This is a genomic window from Paenibacillus sp. FSL R5-0701 (assembly GCF_037973995.1).
GTDB lineage: Bacteria > Bacillota > Bacilli > Paenibacillales > Paenibacillaceae > Paenibacillus.
The window spans coordinates 6,182,584-6,204,325 of the sequence record NZ_CP150230.1; the positions used below are offsets into that span (position 1 = coordinate 6,182,584).

Genomic DNA, 21,742 nt, shown 5'->3' on the forward strand with positions numbered 1-21,742 from the left:
TGTTGACATTCAGCCATGAAACAGGATAATTTGGTATATATTACCTTTTAATATTCTTTGCCAGTGTTCCGCATCCTTGCACTTTGCATTAACTTAACATGATTACCTGACCAATTTCTGAAAGTCTGGCTGAAGCTGCCCGCAGCATTCAAACGGATGGCAGCCGACATCGTTTTGTATCTTGCCTTCTTCTCTACACCTCCGTTAGAATAAAGGGTAAATATATTCTGCTCCTCCTCATCAAACCATACGTGAGATTTTCCCTCATACGCTTTTCTATGTCCTTCACTCATTTACATATAGATTACAATGGCGTTCTGAATCCAAGTTGAACAGACAATGATTTCACTTCGCGTAATAAGCTTCTTCATCCAGCAAATTGTTGCTTCTTGGCATACCATTTTGTGAGTCACTGAAAGATGTTCCAGTCCCATTTGGCCATCTTCCTTTATTGTTCAAACGATCCCGTATGCCCGATCCACATCCTTCTTGGGGATATATTTGCACTTACGAGTTGCGAATGTTAATGACTCTCTTTAAGAAGTTGATGACATAAATTTACAATGCACAAACATAAAAAAGGTGGTTCTAATATTCAGAACCACCCTCCTGAAACATCAAAAAAGTCCTGATGACTTAGAGTCATCAGGACCATATTTTGTTTATACTTTATTAATTTACTGAATCTATTGATCAACCCATTATCCATGTCATTGGACAACAGTTCGTGTAGTTCCATACTTTTGTAAATGGTTCTACACTTATTTATCATTGGAAAATAAAGTAATTTGTACAGAATACCTTACTCAACCGTTACACTTTTCGCCAGGTTACGTGGTTTATCCACATCATGACCCAGTGCCAGGGAAGCATAGTATGCCAGCAATTGCAGCGCAACTACAGACAAAGCAGGGCTAAGCAGTGGCAACGTCTTAGGAATTGCAAACGCTTGGTCTACGGATTTCAGCAATGGTGCTACGTGCTCTTCATACGTAATTGCCAATACATCTGCGCCACGTGCTTTTACTTCCTTAATGTTGCTCACTGTTTTCTCAAGTACGTTCTCTTGCGTTGCCAAGGCAATAACAGGGATGCCGTCTTCGATCAATGCGAGCGTACCGTGTTTCAGCTCACCCGCAGCATACGCTTCGGAGTGAATGTAAGAGATCTCTTTCAGCTTCAAAGATCCTTCTTGAGCTACTGCGTAGTCAAGACCACGACCAATGAAGAAGAGATGTTCATGTTTAGAGATTTGCTCTGCATATCCTTTGATTGCCTCCGCTTGCTCCAACATGGATTCCACTTGCTCAGGCAATGCTTGCATTGCTGCCAGCGTGTGTTCAATCTCTTCTGCAGATTGAGTACCACGAACTTGTGCAAGGTACAGACCAAGCAAGTTGAACGCGATCAACTGCGAAGTATACGCTTTGGTAGAAGCTACTGCAATCTCCGGACCTGCCAATGTTGCGATAACATCATCTGCATCACGTGCAATGGAGCTGCCCACTACGTTTGTGATTGCCAGTACATGCGCACCATTGGATTGTGCTTCACGCAATGCAGCAAGCGTATCGGCAGTTTCACCAGATTGGCTCACTACGATTACAAGTGTATCTTTGTGCACGATTGGGGAACGGTAACGGTACTCGGAAGCCACATCTGTTTCAACCGGAATACGTACCAATTGCTCAATCACTGTACGTCCAACCAGACCTGCATGGTACGCTGTACCACATGCAATGATTTGAACGTTACGAATATTTTTAATTTGTTCTTCAGTCATTTTCAACTCAGGAAGTTGAACTTTTTTGCCTTCATTATCGATGCGACCCAGCATAGTATCACGATATGCTTTTGGTTGCTCATGAATTTCTTTCAGCATGAAGTGCTCGAATCCGCCTTTTTCTGCGGTTACAGCATCCCAATCGACACGAATCATTTCCCGAGAAATAAAGTTGCCTTCAATCGTCATCAATTCGACAGCATCATGTGTCAATACAGCCATTTCACCATCATTCAGAATGTACACGTTACGTGTATGTTCCAGAATTGCCGGGATGTCGGAACCAATGAAGTTCTCGCCTTCACCAATACCAATAATCAATGGGCTTGCTTGACGCACAGCTACGAGTTTCTCAGGCTCATGCTCTGTCAATACACCCAGTGCAAATGCGCCACGCAACAACGTGATCACTTTTTGTACTGTTTTGACGATATCACCATTGTATTCACGTGCGATCAGGTGAGAGATAACCTCAGTATCTGTCTCGGAAGTGAACGTGTGACCTTGAGCCATCAATTCATCCTTCAGATCCAGGTAGTTCTCAATAATACCGTTATGCACAACAGAGAACTTCTGGCTTCCATCCGTGTGTGGATGAGAGTTCTCATCCGATGGTTTACCATGAGTTGCCCAACGTGTGTGTCCGATTCCGGCATTACCTACCAGTGGTGCACCATCCAGCTTGGCTTCAAGGTTCGCAAGACGACCAAGAGCTTTCGTGATTTGCAGACCTTCCGGTGTAAATACCGCGATACCTGCAGAATCATAACCACGATACTCGAGTTTCTTTAATCCTTCGACCAATACCGATTGAGTGTTCTTATTACCAATATATCCAACAATACCGCACATAATTTATTTCCTCCGTTTGTATATGAATACTGTGTCACGAAGAGAAACAGGCAGAGGCGGCACATCGGAAAAATGAGTGATTGCCTAGCGTTTCATGAATACTTGGTACTTATTCAATTATCAATGATCAGAGCGACCTCGTGTCGCCCCGCTGTCATCATAAGCTGTTATGAATGCAATCATGAATGTACATCATTTTCCCGTCCGCGTACTGTTTACGCTCTTCACGCACATTCATTTGAATTTTAGTTTAACTCCTGCACCTGCACCGGCGCGTTGTGTGGACAGTCACCTATCCATTTTCCGCAATCCGGTTTACGGCTCTGGTGCTTCACCGGGAGGTCCCCGCCGAACAATCCGAACACCTCCACCTCGTCAGCTTGATTGCCGTTGATCTTAATCAGCCGTTCTTCAACCTAGAAGAAATCCTGATCAACATCATCCCGCGCAACTCCAAGCTCTGGCGCTTGTGTAACTGTAACCTTACGTTCCTCACTTTCTGTGTCTGAATGACGACTCCACTCATTATATGCACGTCAGGTCCATTTTGCAATGGAGCAAAGTACCTGTGACAATTTTAGCATATTTACCTACAATCCCGACCGGATAAACGGACCTATGGTCTCATCAGGCCGGGACGCAGGAATATTCATGCATAAGTCCTAAATCATGTTATATTAAGCCTCGTTCTACACAACAATTCCTTTAAGAAAACCGTATGCAGAAGGTATCTCTTACATCTTCCAGTACTATACCAGTTCTTTTTGCACTACATCTGCGATTTGAGACACAAATTGTTCAAGTTCGTCTTTATCTGGTCCTTCCGCCATAACACGGATCAGAGACTCAGTACCTGAAGCACGAACGAGTACACGTCCATTATCGCCGAGTTGTTGTTCTACTGTAGCAATAGCCTGCTCGATTGCAGCATTGCCCTCGTATTTGCTCTTATCTTCAACACGCACATTCACCAATACTTGTGGGTACTGGATCATTAGCGCTTTTAGTTCACTCAGTTTTTTACCGGAAGCCTTGAGTGTATCCACGAGTTGAATCGCAGTCAGCATACCGTCTCCGGTTGTATTGTAATCCAGGAAAATAACATGACCAGACTGCTCTCCGCCCAAGTTGTAACCGCCGCGACGCATTTCCTCCATCACATAACGGTCACCTACTGCCGTTTTAGCTGTTTTCAGTGCAAGTTTCTCCGTTGCTTTGTAGAATCCGATGTTACTCATAACGGTCGATACAACAGTACTGTCCTTCAACTTGCCTGCACGATTCATCGCATCACCGCAGATACACAGAATGAAGTCTCCATCCACCTCAGCGCCTGTCTCATCAATAGCAATCAGACGATCCGCATCCCCGTCAAAAGCAAGACCCAGATCCGCTTTATGTTTAAGCACTTCTTGTTTCAGGTTCTCTGGATGAGTTGATCCACATTGCTCATTAATATTCAGGCCGTTAGGCTCAGCGCCAATGGCAATGACTTCTGCACCAAGTTCACTGAACAATTTCGGTGCCAGCTCATAAGCTGCTCCGTTTGCACAGTCCAGAACAATTTTAAGTCCAGAGAACGATTCATTTACAGTCGTTTTCAGGAAATCAAGGTAACGATAACGGGATTCTTCATCTGTCGTTACAGTACCCAGACCGCCACCAACTGGCCGTGGCAATTGATCTGTCTCCGCATCCATCAGTTCTTCAATCCGGTTCTCTGTTTCATCAGACAGCTTGAAGCCATCTCCGCCAAAGAACTTGATTCCGTTATCCTCAACCGGATTGTGGGAAGCTGAGATCATCACGCCCGCGTCAGCTTTCAACAAACGTGCAATATACGCCACTCCCGGAGTGGATACAACGCCCAGACGGATCACATCAGCGCCAATGGACAACAGACCTGCAACCAGTGCGGATTCCAACATCAATCCCGAGATTCGAGTATCCATGCCGATAACCACTTTTGGTCTTTCCACACCACCTGCAAGCACGTAACCACCACAACGTCCAATGCTGTAAGCCAGCTCTGCCGTTAACTCTTTATTGGCAACCCCTCTTACACCGTCTGTACCAAAATATTTCCCCATGATTTAACTCCTTCTATTCGCATCATATACGAGCACTATTATTATTTTTTGAGAATTTTAAAATTAGAACGTTTACGGATTTGAGCCACTTTTACTGCTACTACCACTGTTATTATTATTTAAATTACCTCGATTGGTTGTGCTCCCCTGTTGACTCTGATCCTGAGTATCCGTATTCGATTCCGTTTCTTCTTCATCAGGAACAGGCTCCGTTTCCCCGTTTTCGACCTCGGCTGGTGAAGGGTCAGGTGCTACCGTTCCCTCGTCAGTCGGATCTTCGCTAGGCGTAGTTGTGGTGTCCTCAGCCTTTTCGCTAATTTTGACCGTTGCACTCAGAGCATTAGATGATTCATCCAGTTTGGCATAACGGGGCAGGTCGGCTTCAAGCTTAATCTCATGCGTTCCGACCGCAAGTTCAGCAAGATCCCCCGTCAACGTGAGATCATCACTACTCAGACCCTCAAGCATACTTGCCGAGCCTGTAAGCGTAAGGTTCAGACCGCCACTTTTAGGCGTAACGAGTGTACCTTCAAGCCCATTCCCCGCACCGGTAAGTGTGATGGGGACGTTCGGAAAGACTTTGGTTGTCTCCTCCGCCTCGTCAAATGGGGATATGGTTACCTTGATCTGAATCGAACTAGGCTCGATTTTCTCAAAACCGGAAGGCGGCGTCAAGTCCACGTTAACTGTCGATGTACCCGACTGATCAAACTGTGTAAGATCAAGGGTTACTTGGTCGTAGGCCTGTATACCCGCAAGCGCATCCTCTGATCCATAAACCGAGACTTCTTTCACGCTTGGCTCTACTGTGGAGAGTACCAGGCCTTCCGGAAGCTGTCCCGAATATTTGATTCTTAAGGGTACAGATGTATAGGGCTGATTGACCGGAACCCGGACTTCAACCGTTTGAGGCGTTATAATCGCATTTTCAAGGACCTTGCCTTCAGCATCGTATGCTTGAAGTTTCACTTTTTTCTGTATGACATCTTCCTTCGCATCTTTCACGCTCACACTGCCCTGGATCTTCGCTACAGCCTCGAGTTGCCCTTCGGGCAGAGTTACCTTAACTGGCGTCGAAGGTTCAATTACGGGCGTTCCAGCGCTGTATCCGGCGGATGGTTCCCCTTCGGGTACAATATTCACATTGAAGGATTTGGTGCCCAATTTTTCTACATTCACCGTAACCATGGAAGGTTCCATGCTGACCACTTCTACACCGGAAGGCAGATCAGGTACGAGTGGCAGTGTATTGGACCCATCTTTCACCTGACTCAGATCGACCAGTACCTTGTAATCATCATTCGTAAAAATCGATGTCAACATCGAGCGCTGTCCTTTGATCTCCAGCCGGACCTCATCCGTACTTAATGAAGTAAGCACATAGCTGTTGCTGTCTAATCCATAAGGTTGAACAGGCACCGTACGTTCCACAACCTTGTTGGTTGTCCCTGTTGTAATCGTAGGGGTGGTTGGTACCTCATCCAGATGAATCATGAACCAGAGCAGCAGGCTCACCGCAAGTGCAAGTATTTTGGCAAAGTTATTATTGTTAAACCACTTATCCATTGTTACGTCCTCCCTTCCGTTTCCAGAAGGTTGTCCAGCCATTCTTTTTCAGATTGGATGTAGGGCGCAACTCCTCATACAGTTTGGCAATCAGCGATTCTTCCTTAATATCACGAACGACCTGTCCATTCATTGCAAGTGACACTTGTCCTGTCTCCTCGGAGACAACCAAACAGATCGCATCTGCAACTTCGGTAATCCCGATTGCTGCACGATGACGTGTTCCCAATTCCTTACTGATAAAAGGATTCTCTGATAATGGCAAATAACAAGCTGCCGCCGAAATCTGTTTTCCCTGTATAATAACGGCTCCATCATGGAGCGGTGTATTTGGAATAAAGATGTTAATCATCAGCTCTGAGCTGACCAGAGATTGCATCTTAATGCCCGATTCCGTGTAATCGTTCAGACCCGTTTCACGTTCAAACACGACCAAAGCGCCAATTTTACGCCGTGACAAATAATTAACAGACTTAATAATCTCACCAATTAACACGGTTAATTCTTCATCACTCGCTGCCGCTGAACGTCCAAACAGCTTACCGCGTCCCAATTGCTCCAGACCACGACGCAGTTCCGGCTGAAAGATAATGAACACCGCAACGACACCAAACGTAAACATCTGGTTCATTAACCACTTGAGCGTATACAGGTTTAGCCACGTACTTAATGCCCAGATCAGCACAAGGAACAGAATCCCTTTCAGGAGCTGAACCGCACGTGTCCCCCGCACAAGCAAAATCAGTTTGTACATAATATAGGTAACGATCAATATATCGATAACGTCCTTAATGGACTCTGTCCACGTTAAGTCAGCAAAATAATTCATAAGCCAGCCCCCGCTATCCCCATTGATGAGTAAACCCTGATCTCATATTAACCCATTAGGATTTTATATAATCCTTTGTCTCCGCGTTTTGCATCATTCGATTTGTGCAAAATGCGTATCTATATGTAGTAGTATGTTCTCTTTAGTATCTAGGTTATAACGTTAACGTTCAGGTTGCAAGTTACGGCAGTCTCAAACTGCACATAAACATCACATTTCCCATGAATTACAAAGTTTGCGTATAAAAAAAGAGTACCCCATGCAATCTGGAGGTACCCTGCTTGGTATATACCATTGAAGATTTTACCCTGTTCTAGCGATAAGCCACTTCATTTACCATATTGGTTATTTTGTACCAGAACCAGTCCAGCGCCTGATCAATACTTTTCACCTGACCTGAAATATGCGCGGTTGAAGCCTGAAACAGTTGTCCATCGATAACCGTCAGATTGCCGTTCACATCACCATATACTTGTGCGGTTCCATTTTCTATCGTAAGATCGCCAGCAATTGACTTACCTTCAGGAACAATAACCGTGTTACCCTGAATCACGATCTGGTCCAGATTATTTCCCTTAACAACCATCTCGTTATTCTGATTCCAGAAATTCAAGGCGCTAAAGAGCATCACGACCAAAAAGAAGGCTGCCGCCGTCAGCGCGGGATGTCCTTTGACCCATTTGAGCCATGCTTGCTGTCTCTTGGGCTGGGGCAGAGCATTCATAATTCGATTGGTCAGCTCATCAGAGGCAGACGGTGAATAGTGTTTCATGGCAAAGAGTAGCATTTCCGTCTGTTCCAACTCTTTAAAGCGCATGCGACAATCCGGACAGATCACAAGGTGACTTTTCAGTTCAACCTTCTGGGCCGGGGACAACGACTCATCCAAACATTCATGCATTAAAGAGACGGCCGAGTTGCAATCCATATGAGAGCCAATCCTTTCTTAAATCACTTAGTCCATGTGCCATTAAAAAGCACGCATAAGACTTGCATACATTACATACGCATCCGTTTCGGATATGTTTCAAATAATTTCGCCCATATTTAAAAGCGTTTAACATTTATAACTTGTACTCCAATTTTTTACGTAGAAAATCACGGCCCCGATGAACGCGTGTCTTAATCGTTGTTACGGGCATACCTGTCACGTCACTGATTTCCTGTAGCGACAAGTCCTGTAAATATCTCAAAATCATAACGGACTTATACTTGGCTGGCAAACTGTCAATAGCCTCACGAATGAGTGTCTGCGTTTCTGACAGGAGCGCTTCACTCTCCGGTGTACGATCATCACTCGGGAGCATCGCATAACCATCAGATCCTTCCTGGTCATTCAGTTCAGCATCCAAAGAGTATGAAGGTTTCTTTCTGCGCAGTCGGTCAATACACAGATTCGTTGCGATCCGGTATATCCAGGTTGAGAACTTCTGGTTCGGATCGTACTTCTCCATATTACGAAACACACGCAAAAACGTCTCCTGCACAACGTCTTCAGCTTCATGACGATTGTTCAGCATCCGGTATGCCAAATGAAATAGCTTGTCCTTATATAGTTCAACGATTTCTGCGAAGGCTCTCTGGTCTCCCTTGAGCACCAATTTCACAAGCCTGTTCTCCAAATTGTCCACCCTTATTCCCCCAGACATGCTGATGGGTCTTCCGTCTTCTGATACCCGTCCACACTTGTAATTCACCAATCAAATCGTAAATCAACTTTGGTCAAAAATCAAGACTGTATGACAAATATCCGCCAAAAACAGTAAAAACGGGAACTCCCGCAGGAGTCCCGTTTCATCTCTCACTCCGTAGAGCAGAGAATGGAGCTTTTATTCAACAAAGTAATGGGTACTTTGTTACATATGATTATTCAAATGAAGCAGTTCAATCATCAACCTGTGTTACGCAGTCCTGCAGCGATGCCGTTAATTGTCAGCAACACTTCTCTGAGCAGTTCCGTATCATCCTCACCACGTTCACGCATATCTCTGAGCTCGCTCAGAAGTTGAACTTGCATGTAGGACAACGGATCTACATAAGGGTTACGAAGACGAATGGATTCTTGAATAACCGGTACATCATCCAGAATTTCAGCTTCTCCGGTAATTTTCAGGATCAACTCTTTTGTGAGTTTGAATTCGGCTTCAATCTGACCGTATATGCGATCACGGGCTTCCTTGTTCGAAGTCATTGCTGAATATTCTTTGGCAATCACCAGATCTGCCTTGGCTACGGCCATCTGTACCGTATCAATTAATGTACGGAAGAATGGGAAGCTTGCATACATTTCTTTCAGGACAACCAGATTTTCCTCTTTACCCTGATAGTAACTTTGCAATCCTGTTCCTGCCGCATACCATGCCGGAAGCAGATAACGACTTTGAGTCCATGCGAATACCCAAGGGATCGCTCTCAGATCTTCAAACTTATCGCTATTTTTACGCTTGGATGGACGGGAGCCAATGTTCAGCTCACCAACCTCCGGAAGCGGCGTTGATTCTTTGAAGAATGTGAAGAAGTCTGGATCACGGAAAATCAGATCCTGATATTTCGTCAGAGATACTTCCGAAATCTCTTTGATGATGCTGTCCCAATGACGCTCGGATGCTGACTCTTGCGGCTCAAGCCCATTAAGTGCTGCTGTGATTAGAGCCGAAGTTGCCTGCTCCAGACTGCGGTATGCAATCCCCTGAAGGGAATAACGGGAAGAAATAACCTCTCCCTGCTCCGTAATCTTGATGCCCCCACCAATCGTATGTGGTGGTTGAGCAAGAATACTGCGGTTGAGTGGCATGCCGCCACGTCCCAGAGCCCCGCCACGTCCATGGAAGAACTTCAGCTTAACGCCATGTTCATTACCTACAGCCGTGATGGCATTCATTGCTACACGCAGTTCCCAGTTGGCTGTAACCACTCCGCCATCCTTGTTACTGTCAGAATAACCAAGCATGATTTCATGCAGTTCATTCCGTCCTTTTACGCTTGCGCGGTATACAGGAAGGTTGAACAGCTTCTGCATAATGTCCGAAGCCGCATGTAGATCATCAATCGTTTCAAACAGTGGTACCGCTTGAAGAGTAGATACAACCTCACCATTGTGTCCTTTGGTGAATAAGCCCACTTCCTTGGCAAATACCATAACCTCCAGCAAATCACTTGCGCCCTGCGTCATACTGATCAGGTAACTTGTGATACAGCCGTTCCCAAATTCGTTTTGGGCACGCTTAATGGTACGGAAGACATCCAGACATTCTTTGGTTCCCTCCGTGTATTGGTGATAAGGAGAAGTAAGCGGACGTGGATCATCCAGCAAACGAGCAAGCAGATCGATTTTACCGTCTTCAGTCAGACGCGCATAATCCTCTACAATGTTCATTTTCGCCAAAATCTCCGACATCGCATTTTCATGTTCCTTACTGTGCTGACGCACATCCAATGCTGCGGTATGGAAACCAAACAACTCGACTTGACGAATCATTTTGCGAATGGTTGTATCTGCTACGTAATCGGCAAAATGATGGCGCAGACTTCGATCAATAATCATCAGTTCATCAATCAAATCCTGTGCGCTATGATAACGGTCAGGCTGACCTAATTTGTTCTCGTCCAGTACATTGTTCAGCTTGGCAATCATATAAGCCAATTTGATGCGGTATGGCTCTTTTTCATTCCGCCAGATATCCACTTTTTTCAATGTAACAGAATTACGGTCCTGCTCAATCGACTGCACCAGCTCATCCGATACGTGAATGATGTTCGTGCTGAAGCTGAGATGGCCCATAAGTTCAATCATAATCCGTTGGTATTCACGCAAAGCGAGCTTGCGTTGCATCAACAGTGTCTGCCATGTTACATCTGAAGTTACCGAAGGATTTCCATCCCGGTCTCCACCGATCCAGGAACCGAACCGCAAATACGTCGGCACATGCCAGTCATGGTCAGGATAAAATTTGTTCAGGCAGCGTTCCAGCTCCTGATATACATCCGGAAGTACGTGGAACAACGTTTCATGAAAGTAATACATCCCGTTCCGCACTTCATCAAGCACAGTCGGTTTACGGTCACGAAGCTCATCAGTCTGCCATAGTGTAATGACTTCGTTCAGCAACTTCTCCCGCAACTGTTCACGTTCACGCAACGTCAGCGTAGGATTATCAAGTGACATGACGTCTTCGGATATCCGCTTGTGGATGTCCAGAATAACCCGGCGCATGGCTTCGGTTGGGTGAGCTGTCATAACGAGTTCCAATGACAAATCATCAAGAATCTCTTCCACCTCTGTATGAGACAGTCCACGTTCCTTAAGATCCTGTACTGCTTTTTCAATCGATCCTGGCTGCACAGCGTCCCCTGCAGAACGTTCATAATCCCGTTTACGCCGGATCCGATGGTTTTGTTCAGCAATATTAACTAATTGAAAATAAATAGCGAAAGCCCGAATAACCTGGTGACGATTGTCCGAGTCTAATTCCTGGATCATCGTTTTGAACTCTGCATAGAGTTCTGGCAGAAATTCTGCACGCAACGATTTGCTCGTTTCCCGAATCTTCTCAACGATATCTAGAAGCTCCGTGCCGCCTTGATGGACAAGAACTTCTCCGAGTATATTGCCCAGGAACCGCACGTCTCGCCGAAGCAGGTTGTTGGATTGGCTTTTGCTGGCGGTTACCATAGTTTCAGTCATGCTTATCCTCCCATCTGATCGTTCCATTCGTACACGTAAATTTGACACCTTCATAACATCATACAATAAAATGGTACGAAAATCTTCATTTTTCTACTAGAAAAAATGGGGATTATCCCCGATTTACAGCACAAAAACACGCTTTTTTATTCATTTTCTTGTTCTGCTTCAATTAATGGTCATATGCTGTCGCATGATACCTTTTTCACGTACTTTAGATAAATCAAATGTCTCATACCTATGCTTAAAAATTTATAAATATACAGTTACTTTAGATATGATCCATCGTACCTGATCGTAAGGTTAAACCGTATAATTTCATTATTTGAGAACAGATGATATACAAAGAAACATGACCGGCAAAGCAAGCTTTTGTATACTTTACCACAGTGATGTAATAAATTAAAGATAAAATTAAAAATTCCTTCCCAATACAAGTCTGCTTACCAGGGGACTTTCTTATGTATGTTCCTAACCTACTGTAATTGTAGGGATATCTTAACAGACCATTTCTACATAATGTTCTTAGCTTTTTGGGCAGATTAATCTATAGCTCTTACTAAAAAGGAGGAACTTAAATGATGAAGAAGGGTACAACAATTATTGCTTCCGTGCTTCTGGTGGCCGCGATGGCAGGCCCTGCTGCTGCTGCTGATGGTCAAATGTCCAAAGGTGTGGATACCAACACCAACGGTTCACGTGTTCGCTCTTATCAGGACACCAACTACATGGACCGCACAAACACTAATTCCAACATGAATATGAATATGGATGGAAACTACCGCAACAATGGTGACTATCGTACCAACAATGTTCGGGCGAACGCCACTACGAACGACCGTGATAATGGTATGGATTGGGGCTGGCTTGGTTTGTTGGGACTACTGGGGCTAGCTGGCATGCGTAAAAGAGTGACGGATCGTAACGAACGTTAAATTGTGCGCTCTTCACTATACAATAGCTGCTACGTTTTAGAGGCAGCTCATCCACAGAGATAAACAGAAGAGCCAAGACCCCCTATTTGGATAGTAAAGGGTCTTGGCTCTTTTTTTAATAAACCTGTACTTGTACCTTACATAAAATAACTGCTAATTCTTACGTTAACAAAAGTAAAAAAGCCTCTGCATCTGCAAAGGCTCTTTCGTTATATCCTGTAAGCGGGTGATGGGAATCGAACCCACGCTATTAGCTTGGAAGGCTAAAGTTCTACCATTGAACACACCCGCATAAACAAAAATCGGGATGACACGGTTGAACATGCGACCCCCCTGGTCCCAAACCAGGTGCTCTACAAGCTGAGCTACATCCGATACTAAAAAAATAATGGCGCGCCTGAGAGATTCGAACTCCGGCCTTTTGATTCATCAATTAAACGCTCTATCCAGCTGACTAAGGCGCAAAATATTGGAGCGGAAGACGGGAATCAGGCCGCGACCCCTCGCCTTGGCAAGGCGATGCTCTACCGCTGAGCCACTTCCGCAAATAAAAGATGCGCGTGGAGGGACTTGAACCCCCACGTCAAAGACGCTGAATCCTAAGTCGGCAATGCCAATTCCGCCACACGCGCATATGATGGTGAGTCATGGAAAGGGCTCGAACCTTCGACACCCTGATTAAAAGTCAGGTGCTCTACCAGCTGAGCTAATGACTCATACTAAAATGGCTGGGGATATAGGATTTGAACCTATGCATGACGGAGTCAAAGTCCGTTGCCTTACCGCTTGGCTAATCCCCAATAAAAATATGGTGGAGGCTGAGGGGATCGAACCCCCGACCCTCTGCTTGTAAGGCAGATGCTCTCCCAGCTGAGCTAAGCCTCCAACTATATGACCCGTAGGGGATTCGAACCCCTGTTACCTCCGTGAAGAGGAGGTGTCTTAACCCCTTGACCAACAGGCCCCATTTCCAAAGCTCTCAACCGGGATCGAACCGGTGACCTCATCCTTACCATGGATGCACTCTACCTACTGAGCTATGAGAGCAAATGGCTCCCGAACAGGGCTCGAACCTGTGACAACTCGATTAACAGTCGAGTGCTCTACCAACTGAGCTATCAGGGAATAATATGCATTTGCAAGGCAAATGCAATTCATCGTACAACGTCCACATGCAGAGCCACTGTTTTCATGTATGATGAAAGAGTTCGCTTGGCAGCGTCCTACTCTCCAGGACCTGCGGTCCAAGTACCATCGGCGCTAGAGGGCTTAACGGTCGTGTTCGGGATGGGTACGTGTGGAACCCCTCCGCCATCGCCACCAAACGCGATTTGTCGAAGCATAGCTTCTTAAAATCAGATATGGAACTGAAAATCATACACACATTCTGTGATGTACCAATTTTCATTTCAGAGGGTGTTCTCTCTGAAAACTAGATTCGAAAACGAAACATGCGATTTAGAACTTGCTAATTGGATAAGCCCTCGACCGATTAGTACTGGTCAGCTCCATGCATTGCTGCACTTCCACCCCCAGCCTATCTACCTCGTCGTCTTCAAGGGGTCTTACATACTGGGAAATCTCATCTTGAGGGGGCTTCACGCTTAGATGCTTTCAGCGTTTATCCCGTCCGTACATAGCTACCCAGCGGTGCTCCTGGCCGGAACAACTGGTACACCAGCGGTACGTCCATCCCCGGTCCTCGTACTAAGGACAGCTCCTCTCAAATTTCCTACGCCCACGACAGATAGGGACCGAACTGTCTCGACGTTCTGAACCCAGCTCGCGTACCGCTTTAATGGGCGAACAGCCCGGCCACAGCAGGACCTACTTCAGCCCCAGGATGCGATGAGCCGACATCCGGGTGCCAAACCTCCCCGTCGATGTGGACTCTTGGAATAAGCCTGTTATCCCCAGGGTAGCTTTTATCCGTTGAGCGATGGCCCTTCCATGCGGTACCACGGATCATTAAACCCGACTTTCGTCCCTGCTCGACTTGTAGGTCTCGCAGTCAAGCTCCCTTATGCCTTTGCCTCTTCGAATGATTTCCAACCATTCTGGGGAACCTTTGGGCGCCTCCGTTACTCTTTAGGAGGCGACCGCCCCAGTCAAACTGCCCACCTGACACTGTCCCCGCACCGGATTACGGTACCAGGTTAGAACCTAGATACGATCAGGGTGGTATCCCAACGTTGCGCAAGCTGGCGCTCACGTTTCAAAGGCTCCCACCACATCGCCAGCCTTCAGATCGTACCCAAATTCAATATCAAGCTGCGGTAAAGCTCATGGGGTCTTTCCGTCTTGTCGCGGGTAACCTGCATCTTCACAGGTATTAAAATTTCACCGGATCTCTCGTTGAGACGGCGCCCAAGTCGTTACGCCATTCGTGCGGGTCGTTACCTGACAAGGAATTTCGCTACCTTAGGACCGTTATAGTTACGGCCGCCGTTTACTGGGGCTTCGGTTCACAGCTTCGGGATTACTCCTAACCACTCCCCTTAACCTTCCAGCACCGGGCAGGCGTCAGCCCGTATACTTCGCCTTACGGCTTCGCACAGACCTGTGTTTTTGCTAAACAGTCGCTTGGGCCTTTTTCACTGCGGCCCCTCGTGCTATTCACACTACCGGGGCACCCCGCTTCTCGAAGTTACGGGGTGTTTGCCGAGTTCCTTAACGAGAGTTCTTCCGCGCGCCTTAGAATACTCTTCTCGCCTACCTGTGTCGGTTTGCGGTACGGGCACCGCTCACCTGGCTAGAGGCTTTTCTTGGCAGTGTGAGATCATGACCTTCGCTACTATAATTTTCGCTCCATCACAGCTCAGCCTTACAATGTGCGGATTTGCCTACACATCAGCCTCACTGCTTAGACGGACATCCATCAGTCCGCGTCACTACCCTACTGCGTCCCCATTGCTCACCAACGGCTTGCAGTGGTACAGGAATTTCGACCTGTTGTCCTTCGACTACGCCTTTCGGCCTCGCCTTAGGTCCCGACTTACCCTGAGCGGACGAGCCTTCTCAGGAACCCTTAGGCTTTCGGCGGATCAGATTCTCACCGATCTTTTCGTTACTCATACCGGCATTCTCACTTGTATAATCAGCGCTCGCCACGGTACACCTTCAGCATATACAACGCTCCCCTACCCCTGATGCAAAGCATCAAGCCGCGCTTCAAGTGGTGTGTTTTAGCCCCGTTACGCATTTTCGGCGCAGAAGTCACTCGACCAGTGAGCTATTACGCACTCTTTCAATGATGGCTGCTTCTAAGCCAGCATCCTGGTTGTCTGTGCAACTCCACATCCTTTCCCACTTAACACACGCGAGGACCTTAGCTGATGGTCTGGGCTGTTTCCTTTTGACAATGGATCTTAGCACTCACTGTCTGACTCCAGAAAGTAAGTCTATGGCATTCGGAGTTTGACTGAGCTTGTTAACCTTGCGGGCCCCGCACCCAATCAGTGCTCTACCTCCCGACTCTGTTTTCCGAGGGCCTAGCCCTAAAGCTATTTCGGGGAGAACCAGCTATCTCCGAGTTCGATTGGAATTTCTCCGCTACCCCCCCACCTCATCCCCGCATTTTTCAACATGTAAACGGGTTCGAGCCTCCAGTGCGTGTTGCCGCACCTTCACCCTGGACAGGGGTAGATCACCCGGTTTCGGGTCTACGTCCACGTACTAATGCGCCCCTATTCAGACTCGCTTTCGCTGCGGCTCCGGCTCTTCACCTTAACCTTGCACAGGAACGTAACTCGCCGGTTCATTCAAAGGCACGCCATCACCCCTAAAACGGGCTCTGACTTTTGTAAGCACACGGTTTCATTCTATTTCACTCCCCTTCCCGGGGTGCTTTCACCTTTCCCTCACGGTACTGCTTCACTATCGGTCGCTAGGAAGTGACTAGCCTTGGCGAATGGTCCTGCCGGATTCATGCGGGGTTTCGTACTTTACCCTACTCGGGATCCGTCTCGGAGGGAACCGGCTTTCAACTACAGGGCTTTTACGGCTTCTTTGGCGGGCCTTTCCAGACCTCTTCGGCTTAACCGGTTCCTTTGCTGCTCATGAGACGTCCCACAACCCCCAAAGAGCAAGCTCTTTGGTTTGGGCTCTCGCGTTCGCTCGCTACTGACGAGATCACTATTGTTTCTCTTCCTCAGGAGTACTTAGATGTTTCAAGTTCCCTGGTATGCCTCACACTAACCTATGTATTCGTTAGGTGTAACTGGAAATTACCCCAGCTGGGTTTCCCATTCGGACACCCCCGGATCCAAAGCTTGCTTACAGCTCCCAGGCAGTTTCGTTGTTCGCCACGTCCTTCATCGGCTCTGGCACTTCCGGCATCCTCCGTGTGCTCTTATTAGCTTAACCATTTTGTTCCGGTTTCGGTCGTTAAACTTCCCTTGTTTTGCTTGCCTCCCAGCCAAAGTCGCTCTCACCCGGTACCAATGCAAAAGCAGATTTAACTTCACCTTTGCTACCTTGACTTGTTTTGCAAGTTCAGCAGAATGTTCTAATTCGCGTTGTTTCGTTCGATATCTAGTTTTCAAAGAACAATACTAAAACATTTTCGTTGGAATACAGCGGGATCGAACCGCTGACCTCCCCTGCTTGCAAAGGCGGGCGCTCTCCCAACTGAGCTATGGCCCCATATAAGTTTAAAATTATAGATGGTGGGCCTGGTGGACTCGAACCACCGGCTTCTCTGCTCATCAGAGGTGCGCTCTCCCAACCAACCTGGGCTAAGGACCCACATTACATACATACTATTTGAACCCCAAAATGGGTTACGCTTGGCGGCGTTCTACTCTCTCCCGGGACCCTGCGGTCCAAGTACCATTGACGCTGAAGGGCTTAACGGTCGTGTTCGGGATGGGAACGTGTGGAACCCCTTCGCTATCGCCACCAAACGTTTGAGAGTTTGAGCTCTCAAAACTGAGCAACAGTGAGTTGCTTTGCGCTCCTTCATTTCATCCACACCGAAGTAGTCGACCAAAATGAATCGCTGTTGTAGGTTCTAAGGAACCTACTTATTTGAATATTTCGTTACAGGAAACGATTCTCATAGAAAAGAATTTGATCAGCCGCACCTTCCAAATACGGCGCTACCTTGTTACGACTTCACCCGAAAGTATTATCCCACCTTCAGCGGCTGGCTCCTTGCGGTTACCCCACCGACTTCAGGTGATATAACTCTCGTGGTGTGACGGGCAGTGTGTACAAGACCAAGGAACGTATTCACACCGCAGCAACTGCTGATCCGCGATTACTAGCAATTCCGACTTCATGCAGGCGAGTTGCGGCCTGCAATCCGAACTGGAACCGGCTTTGTTGGGATTGGCTCCATCTCGCGCGATTTCGCAACCCGTTGTACCGGCCATTGTAGTACGTGTGTAGCCCAGGTCATAAGGGGCATGATGATTTGACGTCATCACCTTCCTCCGGTTTGTCACCGGCAGTCTATCTAGAGTGCCCACCCGGGGTGCTGGCAACTAAATATAAGGGTTGCGCTCGTTGCCGGACTTAACCCGGCATCTCGACACGAGCTGACGACAACCATGCTACCTGTCTTGAATGTTCGAAGAAAGGCCATCTCTGCACCGGTCATTCAGATGTCAAGACCTGGTAAGGTTCTTCGCGTTGCTTCGAATTAAACCACATACTCCACTGCTTGTGCGGGTCCCCGTCAATTCCTTTGAGTTTCAGTCTTGCGACCGTACTCCCCAGGCGAAGGTGCTTAATGTGTTAACTGGCGCCAGGTATCAAGCCCCTAACACCTAGCACTCATCGTTTACGGCGTGGACTACCAGGGTATCTAATCTGTTTGCTCCCACGCTTTCGCGCCTCAGCGTCGATTACAACCCAGAGAGTCGCCTTCGCCACTGGTGTTCCTCCACATATCTACGCAGCCCCTTCACCGCTACACGTGAAATTCCACTCTCCTCTTCTGCACTCAAGTCACCCAGTTTCCAGTGCGATCCAGGAGGTTGAGCCCCGGGATTAAACACCAGACTTAAATGACCGCCTGCGCGCGCTTTCGCCCAATAATTCGGACAACGCTTACCTACGTACGCGGCTGCTGGCACGTAGGTGCTTCGGGGCTTTCTTCTCAGGTACCGTCACCTCCCGAAGGTAGTTACTCTCCCAAGCGTTCTTCCTGTGAAGACTTGAGCTTTACGATCCGAAAACCTTCATCACTCACGCGGCATTGCTCCGTCGAGCTTTCGCCCATTGCGGAAGGTCCCTACTGCTGCCTCCGTAGGAGTCTAGGCCGTGTCTCAGTCCCAAGTGTGGCCGATCACCCTCTCAGGTCGGCTGCGCATCGTCGCCTTGGTGACCGTTACCCCACCAGCTAGCTAATGCCGCAGAATAAACCCACAAGTGACAGATTGCTCCGTCTTTTTCTGGTTTCCTTCAGGCGAAGAAAACAACTATTCGGTATTAGCTACCGTTTCCGGTAGTTGTCCCAAGCAGGGGCAGGTTGCCCACCGTGTTACTCGTCCGCCGCTAACCATCAGAGAAGCAAGCTTCTCATCCGATACGCTCGACTTGCATGTATTAGGCATGCCGCCGAAAAGGCGTTCGTCCTGAGCCGGGATCAAACTCTCCAATAAAGTATTGAAAAGAGCGATAAGCTCATTCTGAAACTGACGAGATTAAAAATCTCATTTGTGCTCCAGCCGATCCAAGCCAAGGCTTGTCTCTAACTTTCGCGTTCATTCTGCAAGCAGAATGTTTACTCACTCGTTGTTCAATTTTCAAAGATCAAACATTCAATTTAGTGCTGTTTTTCATGTTGTCGTCGTTTCAGCGGCGACTTTTATAATATATCATGTTGAAGTTCTCTTTGCAAGCATTATTTTTTCAATTCTTTTCAATCGCTTTATTTTCATGCTTGTTTCGGTGAACCGCTCCTAAAAAAGGAACGAAAATTAATTTACCATATGAAATTAGAAAGGTCAACCCTTTTTCGACAAAAAGTATGAACCCCCCAACAATTTCGCATTTTCATGGTTCAGAGGTACAGCACCCGCTATTGAGAGCCGCACCTCACTTCCACTACTGTAAATCGAATATATGACCAGCTTCAGCATTACGGCTTCGACTTTTTCAGTTTTCCACCTCTTGCATACTTGGACAACTCTTTTGGCGGGGCAAAGCGTGCATACATGCGGAACACAGTCTTATATCGGCTCGCGATAGCATATTTGATCTCTTGGTCAAGACGATTATCACTCAGATCGAACAGCATTTCATCTAATTCTTTACGTAGCACATAGTCTAATTCCTTGCATTCCTTATCGTTAAACAACATACCCAGCATTAGAGTTCTCCTTTTTGTGCATAGCCTCTTTATCACACTTACAGAAGTTTCATGCAACACCCGTGCATTCGCTTTTTGTGGGTGCTGCTGGAACCCGTTTTATTGTTATGGTCAACTTTCTGAAAATTTATGAATGCCAACCATCACAAAATTTTATCCTCTCACCAGAGTATACGTAAGTGTGCTTTCGATGATTGCTGCAACAAGAAGCAAGATGACAACCCAGAAGGATGCCGTTAACGTCCTATTCATGAATGCTCTCCACCGGTTTCCCATCATATTTCGCTTGTCACTTCCAAGTTGTGCAAGGCTTTGGATAACCAGACCACCAAACTTCAGTCCGAAGGCGCAAGCAATAATAATGACCGGAATCTCAATAATGCCATGCGGAAGTAAACCTTTAACCACAATATCATAGAAGCTTGCTCCATAATTCATCGTGGTGTGCACCACAAATCCAAGGACCATCCCATTGATCAGCAGGAAGATGACAGGCAGAATTCCGAAGAATATACCGGCATAGATGACAAGTACACTTTTGATGGCATTATTGAAAAAGATAAACAGGAAGAAGTTCCATTGCACATTGCCCCCCTGCTCCAGCCGTTCACTGACTTCACGTAAACCTCCGATTTGGTTCAACAACAGTTCTTCTAGAGGCCCTGTACTCACCCATCCTGCCCCTATTCCAACAGCAAACAAAACTACGGACCAGATTAATGCACTGCGGATGGAACCAAGATCTCTAAGAAATGTACTGAATTTTAACATAATAACCTCCTGTAGAATCTAAAATGATGGACAAACAAGGTTCGTGTTACGAATAACTGGGGAGTACGAGCATACATTGGAGAGTAAACAAGCATTTCTTATGGGAGAGGGGCGCTTATTGAAATGAACTCGTTCTATGTATTTAGCGGCAAAAAGATTAAACGGTACCTGATTGTCTTCGTTGCTGCCATCTTTGCGATCGGTATTATTTATCTGGAGCGTGGCAATGTCTCCGTATTCTCGGAGGAAGCACCATCAGCCGTCTACAGCGTTCCAACCGAGAAGAAGGTAATTGCACTTACCTTTGACATCAGCTGGGGAGATAAACGGACAGAGCCGATTCTGAAAGTTCTTCAGGAGAATAAAGTGCAGAAGGCAACCTTTTTCCTTTCGTCCCCCTGGAGCAAGACACACCCCGAAATTGTTACTGCCATCAAAGAGGCAGGATATGAAATTGGCAGCCATGGTCACAGACATGAGAACTACAGCAGCCTGACCGAGGAAGAAATTCGCAAAGAAATTTCGACAGCTCATAGCATTTTAACCGATTTAACGGGAAAAGAACCGAAATTAATACGTCTGCCCAACGGGGACTTTGACAAGCGAGTGCTTCAGGTAGCCAATAGTTTGAATTATCAGGTTGTACAGTGGGATACCGACTCCTTGGATTGGAAAAACCCTGGTGTACAGACCATTGTTGATCGTGTAGTAAGCAAAGCACATCCAGGGGACATCGTACTGCTGCATGCAAGTGATTCCTCTAAACAAACTCATGAGGCACTCCCTGTCATTATCGACAAATTAAAAAACCAGGGCTATGAATTCGTAACCGTGTCTGAGTTGCTTAACCATTCCAGTGTGGAAGGTAAGGAAGTTCGTGATCAAGCCAGCGGTCAATAATTGGTATATTGCTT

The 21,742-nt window shown here is 46.8% G+C and carries 12 protein-coding genes, 10 tRNA genes, 4 rRNA genes and 1 pseudogene; 2 read left to right on the forward strand and 25 right to left on the reverse strand.

Annotated elements, in window-relative coordinates:
• Nucleotides 1-47: 47 nt before the first annotated feature.
• The 8 genes from MKZ13_RS27185 to ppc form a co-directional block, all read right to left on the reverse strand.
• Nucleotides 48-293, reverse strand: a complete 246-nt coding sequence (locus MKZ13_RS27185; protein ID WP_339179677.1) for a hypothetical protein — start codon at nt 291-293, stop codon at nt 48-50.
• Nucleotides 294-802: 509 nt separating this feature from the next.
• Nucleotides 803-2,635, reverse strand: a complete 1,833-nt coding sequence (gene glmS / locus MKZ13_RS27190) for a glutamine--fructose-6-phosphate transaminase (isomerizing) (protein ID WP_036668148.1) — start codon at nt 2,633-2,635, stop codon at nt 803-805.
• 749 nt (nt 2,636-3,384) lie between these two features.
• On the reverse strand, nt 3,385-4,725 hold the full coding sequence (gene glmM, locus MKZ13_RS27195; protein WP_339179680.1) for a phosphoglucosamine mutase: 1,341 nt from the start codon (nt 4,723-4,725) through the stop codon (nt 3,385-3,387).
• A 72-nt stretch (nt 4,726-4,797) separates the two neighbouring features.
• Nucleotides 4,798-6,291, reverse strand: a complete 1,494-nt coding sequence (locus tag MKZ13_RS27200; protein WP_339179683.1) for a CdaR family protein — start codon at nt 6,289-6,291, stop codon at nt 4,798-4,800.
• On the reverse strand, nt 6,284-7,120 hold the full coding sequence (gene cdaA, locus MKZ13_RS27205; RefSeq protein ID WP_047841664.1) for a diadenylate cyclase CdaA: 837 nt from the start codon (nt 7,118-7,120) through the stop codon (nt 6,284-6,286). The genes MKZ13_RS27200 and cdaA overlap by 8 nt, the downstream gene beginning before the upstream one ends.
• Before the next feature lie 313 nt (nt 7,121-7,433).
• A complete protein-coding gene (locus MKZ13_RS27210) occupies nt 7,434-8,048 on the reverse strand; it encodes a zf-HC2 domain-containing protein (protein ID WP_036614042.1) in 615 nt (204 codons plus the stop codon).
• Nucleotides 8,049-8,184: 136 nt separating this feature from the next.
• Entirely contained in the window at nt 8,185-8,751 is a 567-nt protein-coding gene (gene sigW, locus MKZ13_RS27215; RefSeq protein WP_017692117.1) for an RNA polymerase sigma factor SigW, read from the reverse strand.
• A 260-nt stretch (nt 8,752-9,011) separates the two neighbouring features.
• Nucleotides 9,012-11,804: a phosphoenolpyruvate carboxylase gene (gene ppc, locus MKZ13_RS27220; protein ID WP_076217238.1), complete on the reverse strand. Its 2,793-nt coding sequence runs from the start codon at nt 11,802-11,804 to the stop codon at nt 9,012-9,014.
• Between the two features lie 578 nt (nt 11,805-12,382).
• Here ppc and MKZ13_RS27225 point away from each other — a divergent pair.
• Nucleotides 12,383-12,739 (forward strand): WGxxGxxG family protein, encoded by a 357-nt coding sequence (locus MKZ13_RS27225; RefSeq protein ID WP_339179687.1) that lies wholly within the window; start codon nt 12,383-12,385, stop codon nt 12,737-12,739.
• 221 nt (nt 12,740-12,960) lie between these two features.
• On the opposite strand, the gene MKZ13_RS27230 is transcribed toward MKZ13_RS27225, so the two are convergent.
• The 17 genes and pseudogenes from MKZ13_RS27230 to MKZ13_RS27310 all read right to left on the reverse strand — a co-directional run bounded on the left by MKZ13_RS27230 (nt 12,961) and on the right by MKZ13_RS27310 (nt 20,828).
• A tRNA-Gly gene (locus MKZ13_RS27230) sits at nt 12,961-13,030 on the reverse strand.
• A 10-nt stretch (nt 13,031-13,040) separates the two neighbouring features.
• Nucleotides 13,041-13,114 (reverse strand) — tRNA-Pro (locus MKZ13_RS27235).
• 95 nt (nt 13,115-13,209) lie between these two features.
• Nucleotides 13,210-13,284: transfer RNA gene (locus tag MKZ13_RS27240), tRNA-Gly, on the reverse strand.
• 10 nt (nt 13,285-13,294) lie between these two features.
• Nucleotides 13,295-13,371, reverse strand: a pseudogene (locus MKZ13_RS27245).
• 6 nt (nt 13,372-13,377) lie between these two features.
• A tRNA-Lys gene (locus MKZ13_RS27250) sits at nt 13,378-13,455 on the reverse strand.
• Between the two features lie 9 nt (nt 13,456-13,464).
• Nucleotides 13,465-13,539 (reverse strand) — tRNA-Gln (locus MKZ13_RS27255).
• A gap of 9 nt (nt 13,540-13,548) precedes the next feature.
• Nucleotides 13,549-13,624: transfer RNA gene (locus MKZ13_RS27260), tRNA-Val, on the reverse strand.
• Nucleotides 13,625-13,631: 7 nt separating this feature from the next.
• Nucleotides 13,632-13,703: transfer RNA gene (locus tag MKZ13_RS27265), tRNA-Glu, on the reverse strand.
• 10 nt (nt 13,704-13,713) lie between these two features.
• Nucleotides 13,714-13,786, reverse strand: a tRNA-Thr gene (locus MKZ13_RS27270).
• 3 nt (nt 13,787-13,789) lie between these two features.
• Nucleotides 13,790-13,864 (reverse strand) — tRNA-Asn (locus MKZ13_RS27275).
• 85 nt (nt 13,865-13,949) lie between these two features.
• Nucleotides 13,950-14,064, reverse strand: a 5S ribosomal RNA gene (rrf, locus tag MKZ13_RS27280).
• A 147-nt stretch (nt 14,065-14,211) separates the two neighbouring features.
• A 23S ribosomal RNA gene (locus MKZ13_RS27285) occupies nt 14,212-17,104 on the reverse strand.
• A 210-nt stretch (nt 17,105-17,314) separates the two neighbouring features.
• Nucleotides 17,315-17,376: transfer RNA gene (locus MKZ13_RS27290), tRNA-Gln, on the reverse strand.
• 148 nt (nt 17,377-17,524) lie between these two features.
• Nucleotides 17,525-17,643, reverse strand: a 5S ribosomal RNA gene (rrf, locus tag MKZ13_RS27295).
• Between the two features lie 158 nt (nt 17,644-17,801).
• Nucleotides 17,802-19,347: ribosomal RNA gene (locus MKZ13_RS27300) — 16S ribosomal RNA — on the reverse strand.
• The 16S, 23S and 5S rRNA genes sit together here with 7 tRNA genes alongside, the layout of an rRNA operon.
• A 479-nt stretch (nt 19,348-19,826) precedes the next feature.
• Entirely contained in the window at nt 19,827-20,057 is a 231-nt protein-coding gene (locus tag MKZ13_RS27305; RefSeq protein ID WP_056697767.1) for a hypothetical protein, read from the reverse strand.
• Between the two features lie 153 nt (nt 20,058-20,210).
• Nucleotides 20,211-20,828, reverse strand: coding sequence for a stage II sporulation protein M (locus tag MKZ13_RS27310; RefSeq protein WP_221825229.1), 618 nt, complete (start codon nt 20,826-20,828; stop codon nt 20,211-20,213).
• 123 nt (nt 20,829-20,951) lie between these two features.
• Here MKZ13_RS27310 and pdaB point away from each other — a divergent pair, with 123 nt between their 5' ends.
• The gene (gene pdaB, locus MKZ13_RS27315; RefSeq protein WP_076216866.1) at nt 20,952-21,728 is read left to right on the forward strand and encodes a polysaccharide deacetylase family sporulation protein PdaB; all 777 of its coding nucleotides are present in this window, start codon (nt 20,952-20,954) and stop codon (nt 21,726-21,728) included.
• Nucleotides 21,729-21,742 lie beyond the last annotated feature (14 nt).

Bases quoted from the DNA above. Each gene is read 5' to 3' on its own strand.
- MKZ13_RS27185 (WP_339179677.1), bottom strand. From the start codon at position 293: ATGAGTGAAGGACATAGAAAAGCGTATGAGGGAAAATCTCACGTATGG.
- glmS (WP_036668148.1), bottom strand. From the start codon at position 2,635: ATGTGCGGTATTGTTGGATATATTGGTAATAAGAACACTCAATCGGTA.
- glmM (WP_339179680.1), bottom strand. From the start codon at position 4,725: ATGGGGAAATATTTTGGTACAGACGGTGTAAGAGGGGTTGCCAATAAA.
- MKZ13_RS27200 (WP_339179683.1), bottom strand. From the start codon at position 6,291: ATGGATAAGTGGTTTAACAATAATAACTTTGCCAAAATACTTGCACTT.
- cdaA (WP_047841664.1), bottom strand. From the start codon at position 7,120: ATGAATTATTTTGCTGACTTAACGTGGACAGAGTCCATTAAGGACGTT.
- MKZ13_RS27210 (WP_036614042.1), bottom strand. From the start codon at position 8,048: ATGGATTGCAACTCGGCCGTCTCTTTAATGCATGAATGTTTGGATGAG.
- ppc (WP_076217238.1), bottom strand. From the start codon at position 11,804: ATGACTGAAACTATGGTAACCGCCAGCAAAAGCCAATCCAACAACCTG.
- MKZ13_RS27225 (WP_339179687.1), top strand. From the start codon at position 12,383: ATGATGAAGAAGGGTACAACAATTATTGCTTCCGTGCTTCTGGTGGCC.
- MKZ13_RS27305 (WP_056697767.1), bottom strand. From the start codon at position 20,057: ATGCTGGGTATGTTGTTTAACGATAAGGAATGCAAGGAATTAGACTAT.
- MKZ13_RS27310 (WP_221825229.1), bottom strand. From the start codon at position 20,828: ATGTTAAAATTCAGTACATTTCTTAGAGATCTTGGTTCCATCCGCAGT.
- pdaB (WP_076216866.1), top strand. From the start codon at position 20,952: ATGAACTCGTTCTATGTATTTAGCGGCAAAAAGATTAAACGGTACCTG.